This is a genomic window from Novosphingobium pentaromativorans US6-1, from assembly GCF_000767465.1.
Lineage (GTDB): Bacteria > Pseudomonadota > Alphaproteobacteria > Sphingomonadales > Sphingomonadaceae > Novosphingobium > Novosphingobium pentaromativorans.
In genome coordinates this window covers 716,694-740,160 of the sequence record NZ_CP009292.1, presented here as the reverse complement: position 1 = coordinate 740,160, position 23,467 = coordinate 716,694, and the positions used below count along the sequence as shown (strand labels likewise).

The following is a 23,467-nucleotide window of genomic DNA, read 5'->3' as shown; positions in this document are numbered from 1 at the left end:
TTTCCGTGTCCGGGTACCGGCAGATACCCGATCGCGCCCATCCTGGCGAATCCAAAATAGGGGCAGGGGCCTTGGCGCAAAGCGGGATGTGTCGGCCCTTCCATGACAACGGTCATGCGGCCCTGGCGCTCTTGCCCTGCACTTTTGCGATATAGTTCCAGACATGCCCGGCCTCGATCGGGTGACTGTAGAAATATCCCTGGAGATGGGTGCACCCGGCGCTTCTGGTCGGCCCGACGAGGTGATCCTCGCTGATGCCTTCGGCCACGACTTCTGCCCCGACATGGCGCGCCATCGTTACCGCGGCTTCCAGGACCGCCAGCGAGGCGGGATCCTGTCCAAGATCCATGACGAGGCTGCGATCCAGCTTCATGCGGTCGAACTTGAAGCTCTTGACCATCGAGAGCGAGGAATAGCCCGTTCCGAAATCATCAAGGGCAATGCGAAAACCCAGGTTGCGCAGCAGGTTCAGGGTGAGCAGCGCGCGCGTATTGCGCTCGATGGAAAGAGATTCGGTCACTTCCAGGAAGAGCCTTTGCGGTGCTATCCCGTTCTCGCGGCAGCAATCGAGCAGGAAAGTGCTGAACCCGTCATGCTGCAACTGCAGCGGCGAAAGGTTGAGGCTCATGTGAATGTCGGGCCACTGGGCAAAGTCCTGAAGGGCCCTGCGGATGATCCATTCGCCCAGACGCACCATCAGCCCACTTCGCTCGGCCGCGGGAATGAAGGTGGACGGCGGGACTTCGCCGAGCTCGGGGTGCTTCCAGCGCACCAGTGCCTCGACTTCGCGGCAGTCCTCGTCGATCGAATGGATCGGCTGGTAGACCATGCGCAGCTGCCCGGCATCGAATGCGGATTCAAGATCCTTCTCCAGCGCCCGGTCGACCGACCGCTCCTCTGCCATGTGCGCGGCGAAGGCGGTGGCGCAATTCCGGCCGTTCTTCTTTGAGGCGTAGAGGGCAAGGTCGGCATTGCGCAGGATGGCGTCGACGTCCGATCCGGTCGGCAGCTGCACTTCGGCCACGCCCAGCGAGACGGTCGAGGCGACGGAATACTCGCCGAGGCTGAAAGGCTCGCGCATCGCCTCGACGAGGGCGGAGCCCTTCGCGATGCCGGTTACCTGAGCAGTGAGCGGCAGGGCCACTGCGAACTCATCGCCGCCAACGCGCGCCACCAGGCTTCGATCGCCGAGAAAGGACTTCATTCGCGCGCCGATGATCCGGACCAGCTCGTCGCCCGTGGCATGGCCGTAATCGTCGTTGATGTGCTTGAAGCGGTCGATGTCGATCAGCATGAAGGCGAAGCGGCCATCGCTGCTGTCCGTCAGAAGTTTTTCCGCTGCTTCCTGAAAGGCGCGGCGGTTGGGCATTCCCGTCGCCGCATCGGTGAACGCGAGGTTCTTGACGGCCTTGGCGTTCCGGCGAAAGGTTTCGAGCGGGCCGGACAAGGCCTGCAGTTCCTGCAGTCTGAACGCACCGATCTCGATATCCAGATCGCCGTCGGCCAGCCGTTGCAGCGAACGGTGCATGCGGCGCACTGCCGGCAGGATATTGCGCATCAGATCGAACAGGACGATCAGAACCACCAGGATCGTGACACCGCCGGTGCCCAGCACAAGGAATTGCCAGCGCTCTATCGATGATACCAATCGGCCCTGCGCGGCCTGGCGATGGGCATGGGCCTGCTCCACGATCTTGACAGCGAGCGCTTCCATCGCAGCATTCTTCGCTTCGACTTGCGCGATCAGCGCAGACTTGTCCCCGCGCGTCGCCTGGACCTGGAGTATTGCGGCGACATGCTGGTCCAGATTGGCGAAAAGCTGCGCCGTCGCCGGCAGGTCGTAAAGCACGGTGCCGCTGTCGCGCAGCTTGGCCAGCCGGTCACCTATGGCGATGGCGGCATCGGTCAGGGTATCGCTGGTCGTCGTGATATCGCTGGCGACGAGACCGCGATTGGTGGCCGTGCGCAGCTTGCCGACGGCTTCCGCGAACTGATCCGCGTTTTCCGCAAGGGCCGATGCACGCACAAGGGAGTCGCTTTCCCGTTGCAGCCCGAAGGCCTCCCTTTGCGAGACGAACTGCAGCAGCAGCGTCAAGGCAATAATCAGGGCCATCGCGCCGATAAGGCGCCTCTCCAGCGAACCGAAGAACCTGCCAGCAATCCCATTCCAGTTTGTCATCGTGCACCCGAAGCTGCGCGAGCGACGTCATGTCCCCGCGCTTGATCCGGACAGGGCTGATAGGAGTGATTCCCTAAAAAAGTCTAATTATAACAATGAATTATGTGACAATTTCGTCATTGAACTGTCATAATCCCTGGACTCCTCACATATCCCTTTCACAGCACGATCGACCGTTCCGGCCGGTAATTCCAAGACCCGCCAATACAAGAAAGGCCGGACCCACCAAGGCGGGTCCGGCCTGATCTTCGGCAAATGCCGTGACGCAATAAGCAGGGATGTATCAGCCCGGTTCGTATCCGAGCATGGCCTTGACCTCGAGGAACTCTTCCATGCCTTCGATGCCGAATTCGCGGCCATTGCCAGATCGCTTGTAGCCACCGAAGGGGGCCTGCGGGTCCCAGGCAGGATAATTGAGCAGGACCTGTCCTGCGCGGATACGTCCGGCGACGGCGCGAACCTGGTCCATGTCGGTGCCTTGCACGTGCGCGCCAAGGCCATAGACGGTGTCATTGGCGATTGCGATCGCCTCTTCCACGCTGTCGTATGGGATGATGACAAGGACCGGACCGAAGACTTCCTCCTGCGCGATCGCCATGCCAGAAGTGACCTGCGAGAAGATCGTCGGACGTACGTAATAGCCGCGCTCCAGCCCCTCGGGCTTACCGCCGCCGCCGCAGACGAGCTTTGCGCCTTCGGATATCCCTACGCCGATCATGTACTGGACGCGTTCGAACTGGGCACGGTTGGCGATGGGGCCATGCGTCGTGCGCTCGTCGCGCGGGTCGCCCACGACGAATTGCGCGGCGGTCTCGGCCGCGATGCGCTCCACTTCGGCGAGCTTGACGCGCGGAACGATCATGCGTGTCGGGGCGCTGCATGACTGGCCGACATTGCGGCAGCTCGAGGCGACGCCGGGAGGTATCGCCCGGGCCAGGTCGGCATCTGGCAGGATCACGTTGGGCGACTTGCCGCCCAGTTCCAGGGCAACGCGCTTCACGGTATCGGCGGCCGACTTCGACACCAGCACGCCTGCGCGTGTGGAGCCGGTGATCGAGATCATGTCGATGTCCGGGTGCGCGGAAAGCGCTTCGCCCACTTCCGGTCCGGTGCCGGTGACCAGATTGAATACGCCTGCGGGAATACCCGCATCGCCGATGATTTCCGCGAAGAGAAGCGCGCTCAGAGGTGCCAGTTCGCTGGGTTTGAGCACGACCGTGCAGCCCGCGGCGAGAGCCGGGGCGACCTTTGCCGTGATCTGGTAGAGCGGCCAGTTCCAGGGGGTAATGAGTCCGCACACACCGATCGGCTCGCGCGCGACGGCGGTTGTGCCGCGCATATGCACGAAGGGATAGTTGGCAAGATTTTCCGCCGCGACGCGCACGTGCTCTGCCGCGAACGGCACTTGCGCTGCACGGGCGAAAGTGATGGCTGCGCCCATCTCGAGCGAGATCGCCTGAGCGAGAAGTTCGGCTCGCTCGAGGATCAGTTCATGCACGCGTGAGAGCATGCGCGCCCGCTCGGCGACGGGGGTGGCGGACCATCCGGGAAAGGCGCTGCGCGCAGCCGAGACGGCGGCATCGACATCGTCGCGCGTGGCCAGCACGATCTGTGCGATCGTCTCTTCGCTTGCCGGATCGACGACAGGCGCGGTCGTCCTGGACAACGGCTCGATCCAGTGCCCGCCGACAAGGATGTGGTCGAAGCGGCCAGCGGCAGCCAGGTGGGATAGCGGATCAGTCACGTGAAGCGGTCCTTGAGTCGATAGTATGTGCCCACGATGGGCAGGAACCAGGGCTTGCCAAAATGTCCCGGGATGGCGGGCCAGTCGAAATCCTTCCACGGGTTCAGGTCGACATTGCCGTCCATCACTTCGGCCATGACCGTTCCCATATAAGTGGCCATCTGCGTGCCGTGGCCGCTGTAGCCCATCGAGTAGTACAGCCCGTCTTTCCGCTGGCCGGCGCGCGGCAGGCGGTCGCGGGTCATGTCCACCATGCCGCCCCAGCAATAGTCGATGCGAAGGTCGGCGAGCTGGGGGAAGATGTCTATCAGCGCGGCCTGGAGCAGCTTGCCGCTTTTTACGTCGGAATCGGGATTGGATACGGCAAAGCGCGCGCGGCCGCCGAACAGGAGGCGGTTGTCGGGCAGGTGGCGGAAGTAGTTGACGATGTTCTTGGTATCGGTGGCCATGCGCCGGCGCGGCATGATCTGATCGAGCTGTTCGTCGGAAAGCGGCTCCGTCGCGATAATGAAGCTGCCGACGGGAATGATGCGTCGCCGGAACCAGCCCAGGGGGCCGACCCCGGAAATGCCGCTGGCAAGCAGTACCTGTCCTGCCTCGACCTTGCCGCGCGGAGTCGTGACCTCGAATGCCCCGCCAGGCGTCCGATGAATACCGGTCACGGGCGTCTGTTCGTGGATCTGGGCGCCGCGGCGCGCTGCCGCTTCGGCAAGTCCGCGCACGAAACGACCGACGTGGAGACCGGCGCTCTTGGCGAAGACCATGCCGCCGCAATAGCGATCGGATCCGATTTCTTCGGCAAGTTCCTCGCGGCTTACCATGAAGGTGTCGGGATCCACCTGCCGGGCCAGCATTTCCTGCGTCCGGGCGAGCTTGTCGTAATGTTCGGGGCGTGCAGCGAGCTTGAGTTTGCCGGTGCGGGCAAAGTTGCAGTCGATGCCTTCCTCGCGCACCAGCCGTTCGACCGCGTCGACGCCGGCGTCGAAGGCGCGGTAGAGCATGTTGGCTCTCTCGATGCCGATCGCCTCGGCCATCATGCGGTAATCCTGTGCGAAGCCGTTGTTGCACATGCCGCCGCTGCGGCCCGATGCCTGGCTGCCCACGACGTCGGCCTCGCAAAGGACGACATTGGCGCCTTTCCTGGCAAGGGCCAGTGCGGCCGAAGTTCCGGTCAGCCCGGCGCCGACAATGACGACATCGACCTTGCCTCCCACAGGTTGTTTCGAGCGTCCGGCGAAGGGGGCGACCGTATCGAGCCAGTATGAGGTCAGTTTCATGCCTTGGTTTCCGAAGTACGGGCGGCAGCTCCGGTCCGGACCCCGTGCTTTATCTCGCAGTGCGATCCGGTAGCCTGCACGCGCGGCCTAGCCCAGTGACTGGCTGGATATGGCAAAGACCCTGCCCGGACCTTTCGGTAGGGGCCGTTCGCCGCGGACCATGGCCTCGACAGTGTCAACGTGCACCAGACCTTGCGATTCCAGCCATGGTCCCAGTCCCGAGCCGATTGAGGTGTCGATCCGCACGAAGCGTCCCTGCAGGCGTGAAAGCGCGTCGGTGATCAGGACCTGCGCGTCATCCTCGGTCGCGGCGACGACCGGGCCGACGACATGTCCGCGACCGAATTCGCGGGTAATGGCATAGCCTCGCGGACGCCCGTCTGCCGCGCGCAGGACACGCAGGTCTCCGGCTTCGACAAGGCGGGCGATCAGTTCGCGGCGCGGCATCCCCGTTGCGGCGGCATCGAGTTCGAGCACGGCGGGAAGATCGGCACTCTTTGCCTGTTCCACGCCGTCTGCCTGGGCGACTGCGGCGACGTTTGCGGCAATGCCCTGGTGCTGGCAGATCTGGTCGAAACCGACGAAGCCGCGCCGCCGGTAGAGTTCGAGACCCTCTAGCGTTGCTGCGAGGATGACGGAGCGTTCGCCGAGTGTGTCCATCAAGGCATCGAAGATGCGCGAACCCAATCGCTGTCCCTTGAACTGGCTGTCGACGATGATCGAGCCGACGGTGGCGAAGTCCGGGCCGTAATCCCAGGCCATTGCAGTGCCGACCAGCCTGCCCCCCTGCCGCAAGGCAAGGCCGTGGCCCAGATCGTAGCCGAAGCGCCAGTCCTCCAGCCGATGCGGCCACGAAAGCGCGGCAGAAAGGGCTGCTGCCTGGGGCAGGTCCTGGGCTGTGAGGGCATCCGGTCCGGAAATTGCGTCCGTCATATTCTCATCGACCACATATCTTCATCGAACACTGGGGCCTCTTTCAGGTTGAGGCCCGTGGCAAGCAGGATAGGCATGGGCCCGACAGCAATGTGCCGCTTTGGCAGCGGCAACCGCATATGCTGCCAAAGATCGGCCTGTGTGCGGATTATGGCACTGCCGGACAAGGCAAACGCTTCATATCGGCAGGATTGCCCGGGGATCCGCAGGCGGCAGAATATGCCTTTGCGAGGCAGGTTTACAGACCGGACGGGTCGAGCATGCCGGCAAAGGCGACGAGCGCGACAATAGCGATGGCGCAGCCGGTTTCGGCAATCAGGGAACCGGTAAGTCGCTGCCGGGCGCCGGGCAGTCCGGTTGCGAGCGCGGGTACGAGGCGCCAGCGGTTGTCGGCGGCCAGCGCCAGCATGACAATGAACAGCAGCACCTTTGCGGCGATGAGCAGCGACCAGGTGCTGCCCGGCACCAGGCCGGAAGGCGCGGTGATCAGGTAGCCGTTGGCAATGCCGGTCACGGCGAGAAGGACGACAATCAGCGTGCCGGTGCGGGCAAAGCGCGAAAGGGCCGTGAGCTTGTCGGCGTCGTTGGCGCGGTCCAACCCGTCGCGCACGAAGCAGCACAGGGCACCCAGCCATGTCGCTGCGGCGATCAGGTGGATTACATCCGAGACCTGGTGGAGCTGCCCGCTGATCCCTTCCCCGGCGCCGGCATGTCCGGTCCAGGCGCAAGTCGCCAGGGCAAGCGCGCCGAAAGGGGCGAGCACGGCTTGGCGCGGGAAGATCAGAGCCATGAGCAGGAGCGCTGCAAGCGCGGCTGTTCGCACGATCAGCACATCGCCAAGCGGCGTTGCGCCCAGCACGGCGGAAACCGTTTCTGCGTCGAGATCGGTCAGGGAACTCGCAGCCATGACAGCAATGGAGGCCAGGGCCCAGAGACAGGAAACAGCGGATGCGGCAATGGTCAGCATGGCCATTAGCCAGCGCTGTCCCTTGCCTGCGGTCCGTTGTCCGTCGGTCAGTCGGTAGATCGGCAATCCTGCCGCGAGCAGGAGCAGAATGAAGGCCGCAAGGCGCGACGCGATCAGGATGCCGTCCGCCACGGCGCTTAGCGAACGGTGAAGCTGTAGCTGCCTTCGATACGGTGCTGGTCGGCAGCAACAGCGTGCCAGTTCAGCGTGTAGCTGCCCGCGGGAAGCGCGCGGGGCAGCTTGACCTTGATGCTCTTGCCTTCGGCCTTGGTGGTGAAGCCGCTGATCGGCATGGGCTTGTGATTGGCCATGCCTGGCATGCCCGTCATTACCAGTTCGATGCCCGAAAGCGGGCCTACCAGCGTTTCGTTGAAGTTCAGCGTGATCTCGGTCGGCTTGGCGACGCTGGCATCGGCGGCTGGCGTGGATGACACAAGCTTCGGGTGAGCCATGGCAACGCCGGGGACGACGAGAGCAAGGGCGGCAAGCGATGCCAGCGCGGAAGTGACGGTCAGGCGGGGCATAATGAATTTCTCCTGGGCATGGCCGGCTCTTCGCGGCCCATGGAGGCAATACGCGCAGCACCGGCTCATCCCTCGCCTCGCCCGAAAAAATTGCGATCGGCACAACCTGTATTCGCGGATTTGACCGATATTGCCGAGATCGGTGGCCTTCCCGGCATGTTCTGACGGACCGGGGATCGAGAAGAGCAGCCGCTTTCGCGGGCGCGCGGATAGCCTTTCATCCATGTCCACGCGATCCATTCTGGCGGTCCTGGCCGCTCTCCCCCTGTTTTGGGCCACGGCTCATGCGCAGACGCAGCTCGCCGGGCAGGTCGATCTGCTGGAGATGCATGTCGGCCGGGGGGATGACCATTTCCTTTTCGACAGCACCTTTACACTCAGCGGCGATCGTCAGGGCGCGGCATTCAAGCTGGAAGGCGGCAGCGATGTTGGCGCGCATATCGATGAAGTCACCGCGCAGGCGCTGTATACGTTTGCGCCCAACAGCGGCACGAATATACTTCTGGGCGTGCGCAACGACTTTCGGGGCGGCAGGGATCTCGGCCACGCGGCGCTGGGCGTCGAACTGCAGATTACGCCGGCGATCGCGGGCGAACATTACCTCTGGCTTTCCCAAGATGGCGATGTCACCGGCGCGGCAATGATCGTGGGTACACTCGCCCTCGGCGAGGCGTTGCGGCTGGAGCCGCGCGTGGCCGTCGGCTGGTCTGCGCAATCGATCCCGGCCGAAGAAGTGGGCGCAGGTATCGGAGAGTTGGAACTCTCTGCGCGCCTGCGTCATCAGATCGGCCCTGTGCTCAATGTCTATGGAGGTATCATCGACGAGCGGCTGGTGGGTCAAACCCGTCGCATTGCCCGGGCACAGGGTGACGACGGACATGTCACCCGTGCGGTGATCGGGCTCGGCCTGAACTTCTGAGACTTCGGCTACCGGCGCGAAGGATGAGGGGCGTCAGTCCTGCAGCCAGTGGCGGGCGAGCGCGACGTGCAGGCGAATACCTGTTTCCATCACATCGTCGTTGAAGTCGTAATGCGGGTTGTGCAGCGGCGGCGGATTGTCACCTCGTCCCTGGCCGAGCCAGAGATAAGCGCCGGGCCGCTCCTGCAACATGAAGGAGAAGTCCTCCGATGTCGGAGCCGGTTCCGGTGCCAATTGCGCGCTGGCGACCGTCGCGGCAACATCGAGAGCATCTCCGGCCGCATCGGCATCGTTGATCGTTGCAGGGTAATAGCGATCGTATTCGAGCGAGCTGCGCACTTCGAAGGACGTCTCGATGCCCTTGATCATCTGGCGCATGCGCTCTTCGATGCGGTCCTGCACGACAGGATCGAAACTGCGCACGGTGCCGCCGATGCGCACGCTGGCGGGGAGCACGTTGTGGGCATGGCCGCCGGCGATTTCGGTGACGGAGAGGACGGCATTGGCACTGGGCGGGATGTCGCGGCCGATAATGCTGTTGAGCTGCTGCACGAGGCTTGCCGCGGCCAGGATCGTGTCGGGCGTGTCTTGCGGCAAAGCGGCGTGACCGCCCTTGCCTTCAAGTACGATCTTGAACTTGTCGGCCGCGCCCATGATCGCGCCGGGGCGCGTGGCGATCGTTCCGGCCGGCAGGCCCGGCCAGTTGTGCAGGGCATAGACCCGTTCGCAGTCGAAGCGTTCGAACAGGCCATCCTCGATCATGTGCCGTGCACCGCCAAGGCCTTCTTCTGCCGGCTGGAAGATGAAGTTGAGCGTTCCCGAGAAGCCCGGATCGCGCGCGAGCACCTGCGCCGCGCCCAGCAGCATTGCGACGTGCCCGTCATGGCCGCAACCGTGGAAGCAGCCGGGGACCGTGCTCGACCATGCGGCATTGGTATGCTCTTCGATCGGCAGCGCATCCATGTCGGCGCGCAGGCCAAGCGTGCGCTTGCCATCGCCGCTGCGCAGGACCGCGACGATGCCGGTTCCGCCAATGCCTTCGTGCACTTCCAGGCCGATCGCGCGAAGCTGCTCGGCGATGCGCTGCGCGGTGCGATGTTCGGCAAAGCCCAGTTCGGGATGGGCATGGATGTCACGGCGAAAGGCGATCAGCGGCTGGAGCAGGTCGGCAATATCGTTCATCGGTCTCGCATTCGTCCGGTCATTCGCCGAACAGGTTCTGGATCGGAAAGTGGTGCTTGATGAAGGGGCTCTTGATCACGACGTAGCTGAAATACTTCTCTATGCCATAATCGCTTTCAAGCATTTCCTCGATGAGCGACTGGTAATGGGTGACGCCGCGGGCCGCGAACTTGAGAAGGTAGTCATAGCCGCCGCTGACAAGGTGGCATTCGACGATTTCGTCGATCTTGGCGATGCGCATTTCGAAACGCGAGAAATCGCCGCGCCGGTGCTCGCTCAGCGTCACTTCGGTGAAGACGGTGAGGAATTCGCCAAGCTTGTTGAGATTGATGTGCGCACCGTAACCGGTGATGTATCCGGCACTTTCCAGCCGTTTGACGCGGGTCAGGCACGGGCTGGGCGAAAGCCCGACAGCATCGGAAAGCTCTACATTGGTGATGCGCCCGCACTGCTGCAGCATCGCCAGGATCTTGAGATCGATGCGATCGAGTTTCGGGCCCAGGGCCATGTTCTATTCTCCTCAGCCCAGCGCCTGGCGGACGTCTGGCATGTCCAGCAACTGATCTAGCGACCTCTCGACCCGTTCGAATATCAGGTCCATCTCGTTTTCGGAACAGCAGAGTGCAGGGGCGAAGCCGATTACGGCATTGGCGAAGCAGCGCACGATGACGTCGTTTTCCCAGGTTAGCTGCGAAAGCCGGCCTGCGATGTCGAGTTCGGGTGCGAAGCCGGCCTTGGTCTCCTTGTTGCTGACCAGTTCGATCGCGCCCAGCAGGCCGCGTCCGCGTGTATCGCCGACAAGCGGGTGCGCCCGGATTCGATCGAGGTGATGGTCGAAGCGCTTGCCCGTCTTCTTGCCGTTCTCGAGCAGGCCGTTCTCATAGAGCCGGATCACCTCGAGGCCGACTGCGGCGCTGACCGGGTGGCCGGAATACGTGAATCCATGGCCAACGGGCAGGGCTGCCGGGGCCGAGTCCGCAATCGACTGATAGACATGATCGGCCATCAGCACTGCGCCCATGGGCGCGTAACCCGCGGTGAGTCCCTTGGCGAGCGTGAGGAAATCGGGCGAGACGCCTTCGTCGTCACAAGCGAACATCGGGCCGGTGCGGCCAAAGCCGGTGATGACTTCGTCGACGAGCATCAGGATGCCGAGCCGGTCGCAGGTTTCGCGGATTGCCTTGAGCCAGCCGCGGGGCGGAACGATGACGCCGCCCGAACCCTGGATCGGTTCGCAGCAGAAGGCCGCGACCTTGTCGGCGCCCAGTTCGGCGACCTTGGCCTCGATCGCGGCAACCGTGGAGGCAATCACCGCGGCATCGTCATGGCCTTCGGGATGACGATAGGGATAGGGCGAGGCAATATGGTGCTGCCAGGGACGCGGCAGATCGAAACCGCGGTGGAAGTTCGCCAGAGCGGTCAGTCCGGCGCCGTTCGAGCTGGAACCGTGGTAGCCCCATTCGAGAGCGATGAACTGCTTCTTCTCTGGCTTGCCGATCGCGTTGAAGTAGTGGGTGATGTAACGGATCGCGCTGTCCACCGCATCCGAGCCGCCTAGCGTGAAATAGACGTGGTCGAGACCTTCCGGCGCGAGCGAGGCGAGCTTGTCAGCCAGCAGGATCGCCGGTTCGCTGCCAAAGTGGAAATAGCCGGTAGCGTAAGGCAGGCGGCGCATCTGCTCCATCGCCACTTCGACGATCGATTCCTGCCCGTAGCCGACGTTGACGCACCACAGCCCGGCAAAAGCGTCCAGAACTTTCTTGCCCTCGATATCGGTCAGCCACATCCCGTCGCCCGATGCCAGCACGCGGGCGCCGTGCGCCTCGTGTCCCCGGAACGATGTGACGGGATGGATCAGGTGCTGCCTGTCGAGATCGACCAGCGACTGGTTGGAGCGATGGGCGGGAGTGCGGGAGGGAGCGTTTTCCATGCCGTCGATGCTATCGCACGCATCCGGCGGGTTGCGCTGAAATAAGGCCCGCCGTCACCTCCAGCGGGCAAATCGTGGCAGGGTGGCAGCAGATTATGCCGCTCCCTGCCACGAGCGATTCAGCCGATCAACGAAGCCACGGCCTTGCCGCAGGAAACGGTGTTCGCCTTGCCGCCCAGGTCGCCGGTGCGCCCGTTCTCGGATGCGAGAGTCGCTTCGATCGCGCGCATGATCGAAGCTGCCGCTTCGGCCTCGCCCAAGTGTTCCAGCATCATCGACGCGGACCAGATCTGGCCGACCGGGTTGGCAATGCCCTTACCCGCGATATCCGGCGCGGAGCCGTGGACGGGTTCGAACAGGGAAGGGTGCGTCCCGTCCGGATTGATGTTGGCGGAAGGGGCAACGCCGATCGTGCCGGTGCAGGCAGGTCCAAGGTCCGACAGGATATCGCCGAAGAGATTGGATGCGACGACGACATCGAAACGCTGCGGGTTCATGACGAACTGCGCGGTGAGGATATCGATGTGATACTTGTCGTGCGTGACCTCGGGATATTCGGCGCCGATGGCTTCGACGCGCTTGTCCCAGAACGGCATGGTGATGGCGATGCCGTTGGATTTGGTAGCGCTGGTCACGTGCCTGCGCTCGCGCTTGGCCGCAAGGTCGAAGGCATAGCGCAGGACACGGTCGACGCCATGGCGGGTCATCACCGTTTCCTGGATCACGATTTCGCGGTCCGTGCCCGTGAACATGTGTCCGCCCACGGAGCTGTATTCGCCTTCGGTATTCTCGCGCACGACCCAGAAGTCGATGTCGCCCGGCTTGCGGCCCGCCAGCGGGCAGGGCACGCCCGGCATCAGGCGCACCGGGCGCAGGTTGACGTACTGGTCGAATTCGCGGCGGAACTGCAGGAGCGACTGCCAAAGGGAAACATGGTCCGGCACCGTGTCGGGCCAGCCGACTGCACCGAAGAAGATCGCGTCGACCTTGCCGATGCGATCCTTCCAGTCGTCAGGCATCATCTGCCCATGCTTCGCGTAGTAATCGCAGCTGGCGAAATCGTGCCACTGCAGGTCCAGCTCGAAGCCGTGGGCGGAGGCTGCGGCTTCGAGAGCTCGCGTGCCTTCGGGCATGACTTCCTTGCCGATGCCGTCACCCGGGAGGACTGCGATCGAATAGCGGCGCTTCGCGCTCATGCCTGTGCCTCTTGCAGTTCCAGCCCGCCGATGTGGAAGGCCTTGGTTTCCAGATATTCCTCGATGCCCGCCGTGCCGCCTTCGCGACCGAGGCCCGATGCCTTCACGCCGCCGAAAGGCGCCACTTCCATGGCGATCGAACCGGTATTGAGGGCCACCATGCCTGCTTCCAGCGCTTCGGCAACACGGAAGGAGCGCGAAAGGTCGCGGGTGTAGAAGTAGCTCGCCAGGCCATAGGGCGTATCGTTGGCCATGGCGATGGCCTGCGCCTCGTCCTCGAAGCGGAACAGAGGCGCGACGGGCCCGAAGGTCTCCTCGCTGGCCAGCCGCATGTCGGCATGGGCATCGGTGATGACCACCGGGCGCACGAAATTGCCGTCCTCGCGCCCGCTGCCCGATGCGACAAGGCGCCCGCCGCGATCCAGCGCATCGGCAACGTGCTCGGATACCTTGGTGACGGCAGCGGCATTGATCAACGGACCAACTGTCGCTCCGGCCTCGAAACCGGGCGCTGCGTGGAGCGCGGACACGGCGGCAGAAAGCCGGGCGGCAAATTCGTCATGCACGGACGATTGGACGAAAATTCGGTTCGCGCATACGCAGGTCTGGCCCGAATTGCGGAACTTGCTGACCATGGCCGCCTTGACGGCAAGGTCGAGGTCGGCGTCCTCGAACACGATCAGCGGGGCATTGCCGCCCAGTTCCAGGCTTATCCGCTTGATGGTATCTGCGCATTGACGCATCAGCAGCGATCCGACCCGGGTCGATCCGGTGAAGGAGAGCTTTCGCACGTCCGGGCTGGCCGCAAAGGTCTCGCCGATTTCCTGCGGCATGCCGGTCAGGACATGGATCAATCCAGCCGGAATGCCTGCCCGCAGCGCCAGCTCGGCCATCGCCAGGGCGCTGAAGGGTGTGAATTCGGATGGCTTGATGATCACCGGACAACCGGCCGCGAGCGCAGGCGCGCACTTGCGGGTAATCATCGCAGCCGGGAAGTTCCACGGCGTGATGATGGCGCTCGGCCCGACCGGCTCGGTCAGCACCAGAATGCGGCGATCGCGTTCCGGCGATGTGACGTTGCGCGCGCCGACCCGGCGGCCTTCCTCGGCAAACCACTTGATGAAGGTAGCTGCATAGCGAATTTCGCCCTGGGCTTCGGCCAGCGGCTTGCCCTGCTCGGCTGTCATGATCCGTGCCAGGTCGTCGGCATTTTCGAGGACGAGAGCATGCCAGCGCTCGACCAGGGCGCAGCGTTCACCCGCCGTGCGGGCGCGCCAATCGGGCCAGGCTGCCATGGCGGCATCGATGGCGGCCTGCGTCTCGGAGCGGCCGCAGGGAGGCACCATGCCCACGAGACTGCCGTCGGCCGGGTTGTCGACAGCGATGCCCGACGCCTTGTCGGCCACCAGCCATTCGCCGGAGATGAGCGCTGCCTGGCGCAGCAGCGAGGGGTCGCGCAGCTCCAGCATCAGCCGAACGCCTGCGAGGCGACAGCGAAGACTTTCGCCGGACCCGAGCCCTTCGGCGCTTTGCCGCGGACCATCGTCGTGACCTTGCCCACGCTGGGCAGGCCGATATCCTCGAGCCATTCGGACAGGCCGGTGCCGACCAGCGCGTCGATCCTGCAGAACCTGCCAGCCTTTGCACCCAGCCAGTGCGTCACCAGCGCCTGCGCTCCGCCAAGATCCGGCGCGACGATCGGGGCGATGACGCGTCCGCGCCCGAAACGGCGCAGCAGCGCGAAGCCGACCGGTTCGTGATCGCGCGAAAGCACCACCGACTGGCTGTCGCGCGAGATGCGTTCGAAGAAGGCATCGCGGTCCATGCCCAGCGTCTGGCTGTAGAGTGCGGGCAGCATGTCGTCGGTGGCTCCCATCGGGCGCACGCGCTCACCCGGGCGCAGATCGGCCAGAGGCATCGTCGGGGCCAGCCCCTGATGCTGGTGAACGGTGGCGAAAGGCTCGAAGCCCAGCTTGGTGTAGAGCGGCAGACCTTCCGCCGTGGCATTGAGCGTGATGTTCCAGCCTTCGAGGCGGTCAAGCATGGCTTCCATCAGTTGGCGACCGATGCCTTCGCCTTGCTTTTCGGGGGTGACGATGACCATGCCGATCGAGGCGTAGTTTCCACCGAAGCGCCAGGCCATGATCGAACCGACGATCTTGCCTTCGCATTCAGCGACAATGCCCTCGCCAAGTTCGTAGAACAGCTCCCAGTCCTCGGTGCGGTGCGGCCAGGACTGCTCGGCGGAAAGCTCGACTGCGCGGTGCAAGTCCTCCACACTCATGTCTCGCAATACGTTGGGGGCCTTCGTCGCAACCACCATGTCGATTTCTCCGTTTCGGTCCGGCGAAATGCAGGGGGCCGGACCGTTGAATTCAGCTGCCCTCTAGCGATTGCGCAAAGGCATGGGCTGCCGGTTTTCCCGGCTAATCGGAACAATATTGCGCCATGCCGGATGGTTCCCCGGCATGGCCTATCGAATTTCTGCCGAGGCTGCCGATGAAAGATCGGCAAGCGTATGATGGCACAGGATCGCCTGTCCTGCGCTTTCGCGCAGCGGGGCAGGCACGGCATCGCAGGTCCCCGCGATCGCTGCAGGGCAGCGCGGCAGGAAGCGGCACAGCGCCTCCCCTGCGGCATTCCTGAGCGAAGCGCCCGGCATCGCGGCGCGTTCCACGGCAGCGCGGTGGGTGAGCCAGCTCCGGTCCATGTCAGGCACCGAATCGACCAGCAACCGCGTGTAAGGATGACGGATCGCGCCGGCAAATTCGGCCTGCCGCGACAGTTCAACCGCCGTGCCGGAATAGAGCACGAGCATCTTGTCGCAAAATGCCTTCACCGTTGAGATGTCGTGACTGATGAAGACGGTGGCGATGCCCAGCTTGCGCCGCAACTCGTCGATGAGGTCGAGTATCGCCGCACCCACGACGGTGTCGAGCGCGGAGGTCACTTCGTCGCAGAGCAACACGTCCGGCTCGGCCGCCAGCGCGCGCGCAAGATTGATGCGCTGCTTCTGTCCGCCCGACAATTCCGTGCTGCGGCGCGTCTCCAGTCCGCGGGGAAGCTGTATGATGTCGAGTAGCTCGGCGACCCGTGCCGCGGCAGCGGCCCCCTTGAGCCCGTGGTAGAAGGCGAGCGGGCGCGAAAGGATTTCCCCGACGGTATGCGCGGGATTGAGCGCGGTATCGGCATTCTGGAAGACCATCTGGATGCGTCGCAGTTGTTCGCGGCTGCGATCTGCCATGTCGGCGGGAAGGACATCGCCGTCGAGTTGGACTTCACCGCCGGCCGCAGGAAGGAGGCCGGCTATCACGCGCGCCAGGGTCGACTTGCCGGACCCGGACTCGCCGATGACCCCGATGGTCGCTCCGCGCTTCAGGGTGAAGCCGACATTGCTCAATACCGGAATTGCGGGCTGGCCATCGACGATGCGGCCATATCCCGCCCTGATTGCCGAAACAGTCAGCACATTGTCTTCGCTTGCGTCGGCCGACGGTCGGACAGCCGGATGCGCAGCCGCTAGGAGCGACTTGGTATAGTCGCTGGAAGGGGCCTCGAGGATCTGCTCCGCGGTGCCTTCCTCGCTCGTGCGCCCGTTCTTGAGCACGACAATGCGATCGGCAACCTGGGCGACAACGGCAAGGTCGTGGCTGACGTAGATCGCGGTGGCACCGCTGGCGGCAATGGCAGACTTGAAGGTATGCAGCACTTCGACCTGCGTGGTCACGTCGAGGGCCGTGGTCGGCTCGTCGAGGATGACCAGTTCGGGATCGGTGATAAGCGCCATGGCCGCCATGAGCCGCTGAAGCTGTCCGCCCGAGACCTGATGCGGGTAACGCTGCCCGATGGTCTCGGGTGAGGGCAGGGCAAGCGAGCGAAAGATCTCGATTGCCTTGGCTTCCGCCGTCCTGCGATCGGCCAGACGATGGACCAGGAGCGGTTCGATGACCTGGGCCATGATCGGGCGCGAGGGATTGAAGGCGGCGGCCGCACTTTGCGCGATATAGGAAATGCGCCGTCCGCGGATCGTGGGCAGTTCGTTTTCGGCCATGCGGTCGATGCGCATGTCCCCCACGCGAATGCATTCGGCCGAAATGCGCGCGCCGAAGCGCGAGTAGCCCATCATGGACAGGGCGATGGTCGTCTTGCCCGAGCCGGATTCGCCGATCAGCGCCAGTACCTCGCCCTTGGGGATGGCGAAGGACACGTCCTCGACGATAGCCTTGCGGGTACCGTCGGGGCGGGCGACGTCGATGACGAGGCCGCTGACTTCGACTGCGGGCGCGTTCATGCCTTGCCTCCCGGCTTGAGGGCATCGATCAGCAGGTTCGCGCCGACTGTCAGCGTGGCGATCGCCAGCGCGGGGACAATGATCGCCAGCGCGCCTTCGGTGATCCCCGAGATGTTCTCGCGCACCAGCGAGCCGAGGTCGGCATGGGGCGGCTGGACGCCAAGGCCCAGGAAGCTCAGGCCCGACAGCAGCAGGACGACGAAGACGAAGCGCAGGCCGGTGTCGGCCAGCAGGGGATGGATCATGTTCGGCAGCACTTCGCGCAGGGCAATGTGGACCGAGCCTTCACCGCGGGCGCGCGCGACCTGCACGAAGTCGAGGGCCACCAGGTTCATCGCCAGCGCCCGCGCGATGCGAAAATTGCCGGGCACGTAAGTGGCGGCGGCGATCACCAGCAGCAGTGAGAGCGAGGAACCGAAAGCAGCGACGAGGACCAGCGCGAAGATCTTCGAAGGGATCGAGATGAAGGTGTCCATCGCACGCGAGATCACTTCGTCGGTCCAGCCCCCGCGGATGGCGGCGAGCAATGCAAACGAGGTCCCGATGCACACAGCGATCATCGCTGCGCCCAGCGCGAGGAAAACGGTATAGCGCGAACCCCACAGGACGCGGCTGAGAACGTCTCGGCCCAGGTAATCGCTGCCCAGCCAGAACTGCGATGAGATTCCGCTGAAGACGTCCTGATCAACGAAGGCGCCGACCGAATAGGGTGCGAGCCACGGGCCTACGAGAGCCACGACGAGCCAGAAGACGACGAGTGCAAGACCGATGCGGCCGGACACCGGCAGTCCGCGCAGGAAGGATGTCAGTTTACCGCTCATGCGCGCAGCCTCGGGTTGGCGAGGATGGCGACGATGTCAGCCACCAGCATCAGGGCAAGATAGGTCGCGCAGAAGATCATCGCGCAGGATTGCAGCAGAGGCATGTCGCGGCTCGTCACGGCATTGACCATCAGGCTGGCAAGGCCGGGAAAGTTGAAGATCGTCTCGACGATAATGGCACCGCCCATGAGGTAGGAAAGGGAAAGGGCCATGGCGTTGACCACCGGGCCAACGGCATTGGGCATCACGTGGAACAGGACGATGCGTGAGAAGGGCACGCCCTTGAGCCTGGCCATCTCGACGTAGGGCCGGTCCAGCTGATCCGCGACGGCGGCGCGGGTCATGCGGGCCATTTGCGCAACAACGACGCAAGTCAGCGAGAAAACCGGCAGGGCCATCGAGCGCAGCATCGCGCTCCAGCCTGCCTCGGGTGTGACCATTGCGATCGAGGGCAGCCACAGCAGCTTTACCGAGAAGATCAGGACACCCAGAGTCGCGATCAGGAACTCCGGCATGGCGACGAGCGAGAGCGTGGTGACGTTCAGCGCGCTGTCCAGCCTGCCGCCGCGATTGATCGCACTGGAAATACCAATGATCAGGGCGAGGACGGTTGAGATCACGGCGGTGATCCCGGCCAGCGTGAGCGAATTGGGCAGTCGGTCGGAAATGATCTGGCTGACCGGCATGTTGGCGACATAGGACATGCCGGGATCGCCGCGCACGATACCGCCGAGCCAGGTGACGTACCGCAGATGCGCAGGGCGATCGAGGCCCATTTCGTGGCGCAAGGCCGCAACCTGCTCCGGCGTTGCGCTCTGGCCGAGCACTTCCTGTGCTGCATCGCCGGGCAGCAGGCCGCTGACCGTGAAGATCACCAGCGAAACGAGAAAGAGAGTGAGCAGCGAGGACAGTACGCGCTTGATGATCAGCGGCGCGAGCTTGGCCATCGAGGACGGGGTTTCTGCAGGAGCCGACATCAGTCCTCCCACCATGCGTATTCAGCGAAGCGATAACCCATGAAGGCACCGAGCGGGACTGGGCGCAGGCCCTTGAGGCGGCGGTCATGCCCATCGAGCAGATTGATGAAGACGGGAATTGCCACGCCGCACTTGTCATGGACGATGCGCTGCATTTCGCCGTAGAGTTCGCCACGGCGCGCTTCGTCGGCTTCGCCGCGGGCTTCGATCAGCAGGCGGTCGAAGCGTTCGTTCTTCCAGCCGCTTTCGTTCCAGTCCGCCTTTGAATCGAAAAAGAGGCTGAAGATGAGGTCGGCGGTCGGACGCGGATTGCAGTTTCCGAAAGTCATCGGATGACGCATCCAGTGTGTTGACCAGTAACCATCGGCAGGCACCCGGTTGACCGCAAAGTTCAGCCCGACCTTGGAGCCGTATTCCTGCATGATCGAGGCCATGTCGACCGAGCCCTCGGCTGCGGTAGCGGCGAAGATAGGCATGCGCACGCCGGTCAGACCGGCGCGCTGAACATGCCAGCGCGCCTTGTCGAGATCGAGCACGGTCTGCGGTAGGTCCGGGTTGAAATAGCGCTGGAACGGCGCGATCGGCTGGTCGTTGGCGATCGTTGCGTAATTGCGGAACAGGGCTCGCTTGATCAGCGGCCTGTCGATCATCAGTTTTACCGCCTGCACGAAATCCGGGTTGCCGGTCGGCAGCTGGTCCTGGCGCATGATGAGATCGGTGAAGAGCGCGGATGGCGTTGCCATTGTCGCGTAGCGCGGATCGGCCTCAATCCTGCGGGTGGAGCGGGGATTGACGGCATTGCACAGCTGGATGTCGCCGGAAAGCAGGGCGTTTACGCGGCTGACTTCGTCGGGAATCGCGATCAGTTCCACGCGTTCCAGATGCGGCCGTCCCGGGATCCAGTATTCCTCGTTGCGCACGACTACGGTACGCACGCCGGGCTGGAATTCGGCAAGGCGGAAGGCGCCCGTGCCATTGCCGTCCGGTGCGTTCTGACCGGCACGCACGACCAGAAAGTGCGACTGGGCGAGGATCGTGGGCAAGTCGGCATTGGCTCCGGTGAGCCGGATCGTGACGCCATAGCGGCCGTCGCTGCGAACGTCTGCGAATTGGGCGGCGATTGTCGCCATCTTCGAACCGACCGCCGGGTCCTTGTGGCGCAGCAGGGAGAAGACGACGTCCTGCGCCGTCAATTCGCTTCCGTCGTGGAAGCGCACGCCGCGCTGCAGTTCGAAGTGCCAGGTAATCCGGTCAGCGCTCTCGAAGCTCTTGGCGAGCGACGGACGCGGTACGAGGCTTTCGTCCTCGATGCAGGTCAGCCCGTTGTAGAGCATGAAATGGCGCGTGTAGTCGGTTGCCAGCGCGCCCTTGGCAGGGTCGAGCGTATCGGCAGTGGAGGCGGCCTGGGTCGCGACCCGAATGCCACCGCCACGTCTGGGAGTCGACTTACGTTCGCCGCCGCCGCAACCGCTCAGCGCGAGCAGGCCGGCTCCGGCAAGTCCCGCGCCTATCAGGCTTCGCCTCGAGAGGTCGCCGCCGATCAGCATGCCGTGATGTCCATCGCGCAGATCTGCGTCCCCACCGCCAACGCCTCGCGCCGTCCCGGTCGGGGGAACGGGCGACGCGAGACGCGGCGGGTGAGGGGGACCGTCACCTTGCGGGCGCTCAGAGGCCGACGACTGCCGGCAGGCAGCCGATGTGGGGGATTTCGACATCGCGATAATTGGCATTCGACGGCTCGTGGCCACGCCCGACGAAGACGCGGCAGCCGAAGCCGAGGTCGGTCGCCGTGTTCTGGTCGTAGCGGAAGCTGGACGAAACGTGCATCATCACCTCGGGCCCGCAGCCAAGCTGGTCGAACATGTATTCGAAAGCCTGCATCCGCGGCTTGTAGGCCTGGGCGCTCTCGGCCGTGTAGACACGGTGGAAGGGCGCGCCGAGCAGGGCCACGTTTTGCGGGATCTGATCGTTCATCGCATTGGAGAGGATGACGAGCGGGATCTTGTCGGCAATCTTGGAAAGGCCGCCGGGCACGTCGGGATGCGGACCCCATTTGGGGACCATGTCGTAAATGGAATCTGCGTCAGCTTCGCGGTATTCGACGCCGAACTTCTTTGCGGTACGGCGCACGGCGCTGCGGAGCAGTTCGCGGTACGGCTGCCAGGGGCCCATCGCTTCGTCGAAGCGATAGGTCGAAAACACGAAGCACATGTGATCCATGGCCTCTGCCGGGATGCGGTCGGCGAAGAACTCGCGGGCCATCTCCGACATGTGGAAGCGGATCAGCGTGCCGTAGCAGTCGAAGCTGATGTACTTGGGTCGGAACGGGGGAGTGAAGCTGGGACTGGCGCTGGTCATCTCGTCGCTTGATCCTCTTGCGCGGGCCACTGATGCCTCGCGCTTCTCGATGTGAATAAGGCCACTTCCGCGGCGCTACTTGTGTCCGATTGCAGGAAGGAAGTGGAGCGATTTGCCGCTTTGTCCCTGCGAATTCGGCATAGCATGCTGCGGTTCAATATCCGCGGCTGCGGTCGACTTCGCCGTCCGGTTCCTCGCCCGCAAGCACGCGCTGCAGGTTGCCGATCAGCGCATGCACGGCCGTTTCCCTGCGGGTTACCCCGGCGATGTGGGGAGTCAGGAAAATGGCGGGATGCGAATAGAATGGATGGCCTTCGGGGAGTGGTTCGGGGCTTGCCACGTCGAGAAATGCGGCAGAGAGCCGACCATCGTCCAGCGCTGCGCAAAGGTCGTCGGCAACCAGGTGCCCGCCGCGCGCGGCGTTGATGATCGCAGCGCCTCGCGGGAGGCGTTCAAACAGACTACGGCACAGAATGCCGCGGGTGTCGTCGGTGAGTGGCAGGAGACATACGAGTATTTCGCAGCGCGCGAGAAAGGGATCGAGTCCCTCGGCTCCGGCGTAAGTCTCGACACCCGCAATATTCGCGCCGCTTCGGCTCCAGCCCAGCACCTTGAAGCCGAGCGGGGCCAGCGCCTTGATCGAGGCGCGGGCCAGTTCGCCGAGGCCGAGGAAGCCGACCGTGCGTTCGGAGCAAAGGAGGACATCGCGCTGGGTCCAGCGGCCCGCGCGTTGCTCGGCCACGTAGAACGGCAGGTCGCGGTGAAGCGCCAGCGTCGCCATGACGATGTATTGCGCCATGGTTACTGTAATGCCGGGCTCGATCATGCGAACGACGCGGACATGTGGCGGTACGAGGCCGAGGTCGAGTTGATCGACGCCTGCGCCGATACTGAACAGGATTTCCAGGTTCGGCAGGCTCGCGATCAGTTCGGGCGTCAACGTCCATGCGACGAGGAAGCGGATCTCCTGCGGATCGCCCAGGTCGGGCCAGCAGCGAAAATCGACTTCCGGCATCTCGCGCGCGAATACGTCGCGCCAGAGCGTGCCGCGCTCTTCGTCGCCGCAGTGAAGGATCGATGTCATTTCTTGGCTCCCGGTCGAGAGGAGCGGGCGCGCCACCATTGCAGCGGTCCGCTGATGCAGAGGAAAATAAGCGCCAGGGCTTCGGCCATGAGTAGCAGTCGTCCTGGCAGGCCGAAACTGTCCCCGGCGTGCAGCGGCAGCACTGTGAGCCATAGCGCGGGATTGTCACGGGACTTCAGGACCTTGCCCAGAGAGGGGGCGGTCGCATCGACGCGCACGACGTCGACGGCGCGCGGACCGGCTTCGGGAGCGAGCAGGTTGATGGCCAGGGTCCCGTCAGGCCCGAAGCGGATGTCGCGCATACGCGCTTCCGGCAAACGAGTATGAAGCAGGGAAATGGCATTTTCGACTTGGCTGCTGCTCAGAGTGACGGCCCGAGCCGGAGCGGCAGAAGCAGGGGCAGGCCCCAGTGGCAAGTCGGCGGCGGCAAGCAGGACGCCGGTTGCCGCGCTGAACAGGATCAGGATCGAGGCGATGGCACCGGCGCTGCGGTGATAGAGACGCAGCTTGATGCGCGAGGGCAGATTGCGGCGCACCTTGAGCGAGGCGACTATGCGGCCGCGTCCAGGCCACCAGTGCTTCACGCCGCTCACCCCGATCAGGAAAAGGGCGAGGCCGTTGAGCGTGACAATGGCAATGCCAAGCCAGTCGCCCAGCAGGCGATAATGGATCTGCAAGGCGGCCTCGATCGGGAAGCGCCATATCGGGCCCGATGCCAGCACACGGGCATTGCCCGGATCTATCGAGGCATAGCGCACTTCGCCTTGCGCGCCGGTGAGCTGGGCAAAGGCGGCTGCATCGGGGCCGGAAGGCATGAACAGGCGCGTGACCCGCATGGTCGGGAAACGCGCCCCGGCCGCTTCGAGAAGCTGCGAAAGCGGCGCCGGCTGCATGTCGTGGCTGCTCTGGCGCGTCATCGCGCCGGGATCGAGTGTCTGCGCCAGCGGTTCGCGAAACAGGATCATGGTGCCGGTAAGGGCCTGGATCAGCAGGAGCGGCGCGAAGGCCAGGGCGATCCAGCGGTGAATTCGAAGAAAGGTACCGGGTTTCATGGCTGTCCTGAAATTAGCGCCCGCCACTCCCCG

20 protein-coding genes are annotated in these 23,467 nt (G+C 64.1%); 1 reads left to right on the top strand and 19 read right to left on the bottom strand.

The window, feature by feature from the left end; genetic code table 11:
• Positions 1 to 112: 112 nt before the first annotated feature.
• The 6 genes from JI59_RS21905 to copC all read right to left on the bottom strand — a co-directional run bounded on the left by JI59_RS21905 (position 113) and on the right by copC (position 7,624).
• Complete coding sequence (locus tag JI59_RS21905) at positions 113 to 2,179, bottom strand: putative bifunctional diguanylate cyclase/phosphodiesterase (protein WP_007014163.1); 2,067 nt, start codon at positions 2,177 to 2,179, stop codon at positions 113 to 115.
• 283 nt (positions 2,180 to 2,462) lie between these two features.
• Positions 2,463 to 3,923 (bottom strand): aldehyde dehydrogenase family protein, encoded by a 1,461-nt coding sequence (locus JI59_RS21900; protein ID WP_007014164.1) that lies wholly within the window; start codon positions 3,921 to 3,923, stop codon positions 2,463 to 2,465.
• Complete coding sequence (locus tag JI59_RS21895; protein WP_007014165.1) at positions 3,920 to 5,200, bottom strand: NAD(P)/FAD-dependent oxidoreductase; 1,281 nt, start codon at positions 5,198 to 5,200, stop codon at positions 3,920 to 3,922. The genes JI59_RS21900 and JI59_RS21895 overlap by 4 nt, the downstream gene beginning before the upstream one ends.
• A gap of 87 nt (positions 5,201 to 5,287) precedes the next feature.
• A complete protein-coding gene (locus tag JI59_RS21890; protein ID WP_039857722.1) occupies positions 5,288 to 6,133 on the bottom strand; it encodes a GNAT family N-acetyltransferase in 846 nt (281 codons plus the stop codon).
• Positions 6,134 to 6,371: 238 nt separating this feature from the next.
• Positions 6,372 to 7,232, bottom strand: a complete 861-nt coding sequence (gene copD / locus JI59_RS21885) for a copper homeostasis membrane protein CopD (RefSeq protein ID WP_007014167.1) — start codon at positions 7,230 to 7,232, stop codon at positions 6,372 to 6,374.
• A 5-nt stretch (positions 7,233 to 7,237) separates the two neighbouring features.
• Positions 7,238 to 7,624, bottom strand: a complete 387-nt coding sequence (gene copC / locus JI59_RS21880; protein ID WP_007014168.1) for a copper homeostasis periplasmic binding protein CopC — start codon at positions 7,622 to 7,624, stop codon at positions 7,238 to 7,240.
• A gap of 223 nt (positions 7,625 to 7,847) precedes the next feature.
• Between copC and JI59_RS21875 the strand changes: the two genes are divergently transcribed.
• A complete protein-coding gene (locus tag JI59_RS21875; protein WP_039857724.1) occupies positions 7,848 to 8,543 on the top strand; it encodes a copper resistance protein B in 696 nt (231 codons plus the stop codon).
• 33 nt (positions 8,544 to 8,576) lie between these two features.
• Here the strand turns inward: JI59_RS21875 and JI59_RS21870 are convergent, their stop codons facing one another.
• The 13 genes from JI59_RS21870 to JI59_RS21810 all read right to left on the bottom strand — a co-directional run bounded on the left by JI59_RS21870 (position 8,577) and on the right by JI59_RS21810 (position 23,434).
• Positions 8,577 to 9,725, bottom strand: a complete 1,149-nt coding sequence (locus JI59_RS21870; protein WP_007014170.1) for a M20 aminoacylase family protein — start codon at positions 9,723 to 9,725, stop codon at positions 8,577 to 8,579.
• Positions 9,726 to 9,744: 19 nt separating this feature from the next.
• Positions 9,745 to 10,233, bottom strand: coding sequence for an Lrp/AsnC family transcriptional regulator (locus JI59_RS21865; RefSeq protein WP_007014171.1), 489 nt, complete (start codon positions 10,231 to 10,233; stop codon positions 9,745 to 9,747).
• 12 nt (positions 10,234 to 10,245) lie between these two features.
• Complete coding sequence (locus JI59_RS21860; protein ID WP_007014172.1) at positions 10,246 to 11,655, bottom strand: aspartate aminotransferase family protein; 1,410 nt, start codon at positions 11,653 to 11,655, stop codon at positions 10,246 to 10,248.
• A 119-nt stretch (positions 11,656 to 11,774) separates the two neighbouring features.
• On the bottom strand, positions 11,775 to 12,851 hold the full coding sequence (locus JI59_RS21855; RefSeq protein WP_007014173.1) for a tartrate dehydrogenase: 1,077 nt from the start codon (positions 12,849 to 12,851) through the stop codon (positions 11,775 to 11,777).
• A complete protein-coding gene (locus JI59_RS21850; protein WP_007014174.1) occupies positions 12,848 to 14,320 on the bottom strand; it encodes an NAD-dependent succinate-semialdehyde dehydrogenase in 1,473 nt (490 codons plus the stop codon). The genes JI59_RS21855 and JI59_RS21850 overlap by 4 nt, the downstream gene beginning before the upstream one ends.
• The gene (locus tag JI59_RS21845; protein ID WP_039857728.1) at positions 14,320 to 15,174 is read right to left on the bottom strand and encodes a GNAT family N-acetyltransferase; all 855 of its coding nucleotides are present in this window, start codon (positions 15,172 to 15,174) and stop codon (positions 14,320 to 14,322) included. Before JI59_RS21845 ends, JI59_RS21850 begins: the two co-directional genes overlap by 1 nt.
• A 150-nt stretch (positions 15,175 to 15,324) precedes the next feature.
• Entirely contained in the window at positions 15,325 to 17,142 is a 1,818-nt protein-coding gene (locus tag JI59_RS21840) for an ABC transporter ATP-binding protein (RefSeq protein WP_007014177.1), read from the bottom strand.
• A complete protein-coding gene (locus JI59_RS21835) occupies positions 17,139 to 17,963 on the bottom strand; it encodes an ABC transporter permease (RefSeq protein WP_007014178.1) in 825 nt (274 codons plus the stop codon). Before JI59_RS21835 ends, JI59_RS21840 begins: the two co-directional genes overlap by 4 nt.
• Positions 17,960 to 18,940 (bottom strand): ABC transporter permease, encoded by a 981-nt coding sequence (locus tag JI59_RS21830; protein ID WP_239000620.1) that lies wholly within the window; start codon positions 18,938 to 18,940, stop codon positions 17,960 to 17,962. Before JI59_RS21830 ends, JI59_RS21835 begins: the two co-directional genes overlap by 4 nt.
• The gene (locus JI59_RS21825) at positions 18,940 to 20,487 is read right to left on the bottom strand and encodes an ABC transporter substrate-binding protein (RefSeq protein WP_007014180.1); all 1,548 of its coding nucleotides are present in this window, start codon (positions 20,485 to 20,487) and stop codon (positions 18,940 to 18,942) included. Before JI59_RS21825 ends, JI59_RS21830 begins: the two co-directional genes overlap by 1 nt.
• A 118-nt stretch (positions 20,488 to 20,605) precedes the next feature.
• Entirely contained in the window at positions 20,606 to 21,298 is a 693-nt protein-coding gene (locus JI59_RS21820; protein ID WP_039857730.1) for a haloacid dehalogenase type II, read from the bottom strand.
• 154 nt (positions 21,299 to 21,452) lie between these two features.
• Positions 21,453 to 22,382 carry a 2-hydroxyacid dehydrogenase gene (locus tag JI59_RS21815; RefSeq protein WP_039857731.1) on the bottom strand — a complete coding sequence of 310 codons (930 nt, stop codon included), beginning with the start codon at positions 22,380 to 22,382 and terminating at the stop codon, positions 21,453 to 21,455.
• Positions 22,379 to 23,434 carry a PepSY-associated TM helix domain-containing protein gene (locus JI59_RS21810; protein WP_007014183.1) on the bottom strand — a complete coding sequence of 352 codons (1,056 nt, stop codon included), beginning with the start codon at positions 23,432 to 23,434 and terminating at the stop codon, positions 22,379 to 22,381. The genes JI59_RS21815 and JI59_RS21810 overlap by 4 nt, the downstream gene beginning before the upstream one ends.
• Positions 23,435 to 23,467: the final 33 nt, after the last annotated feature.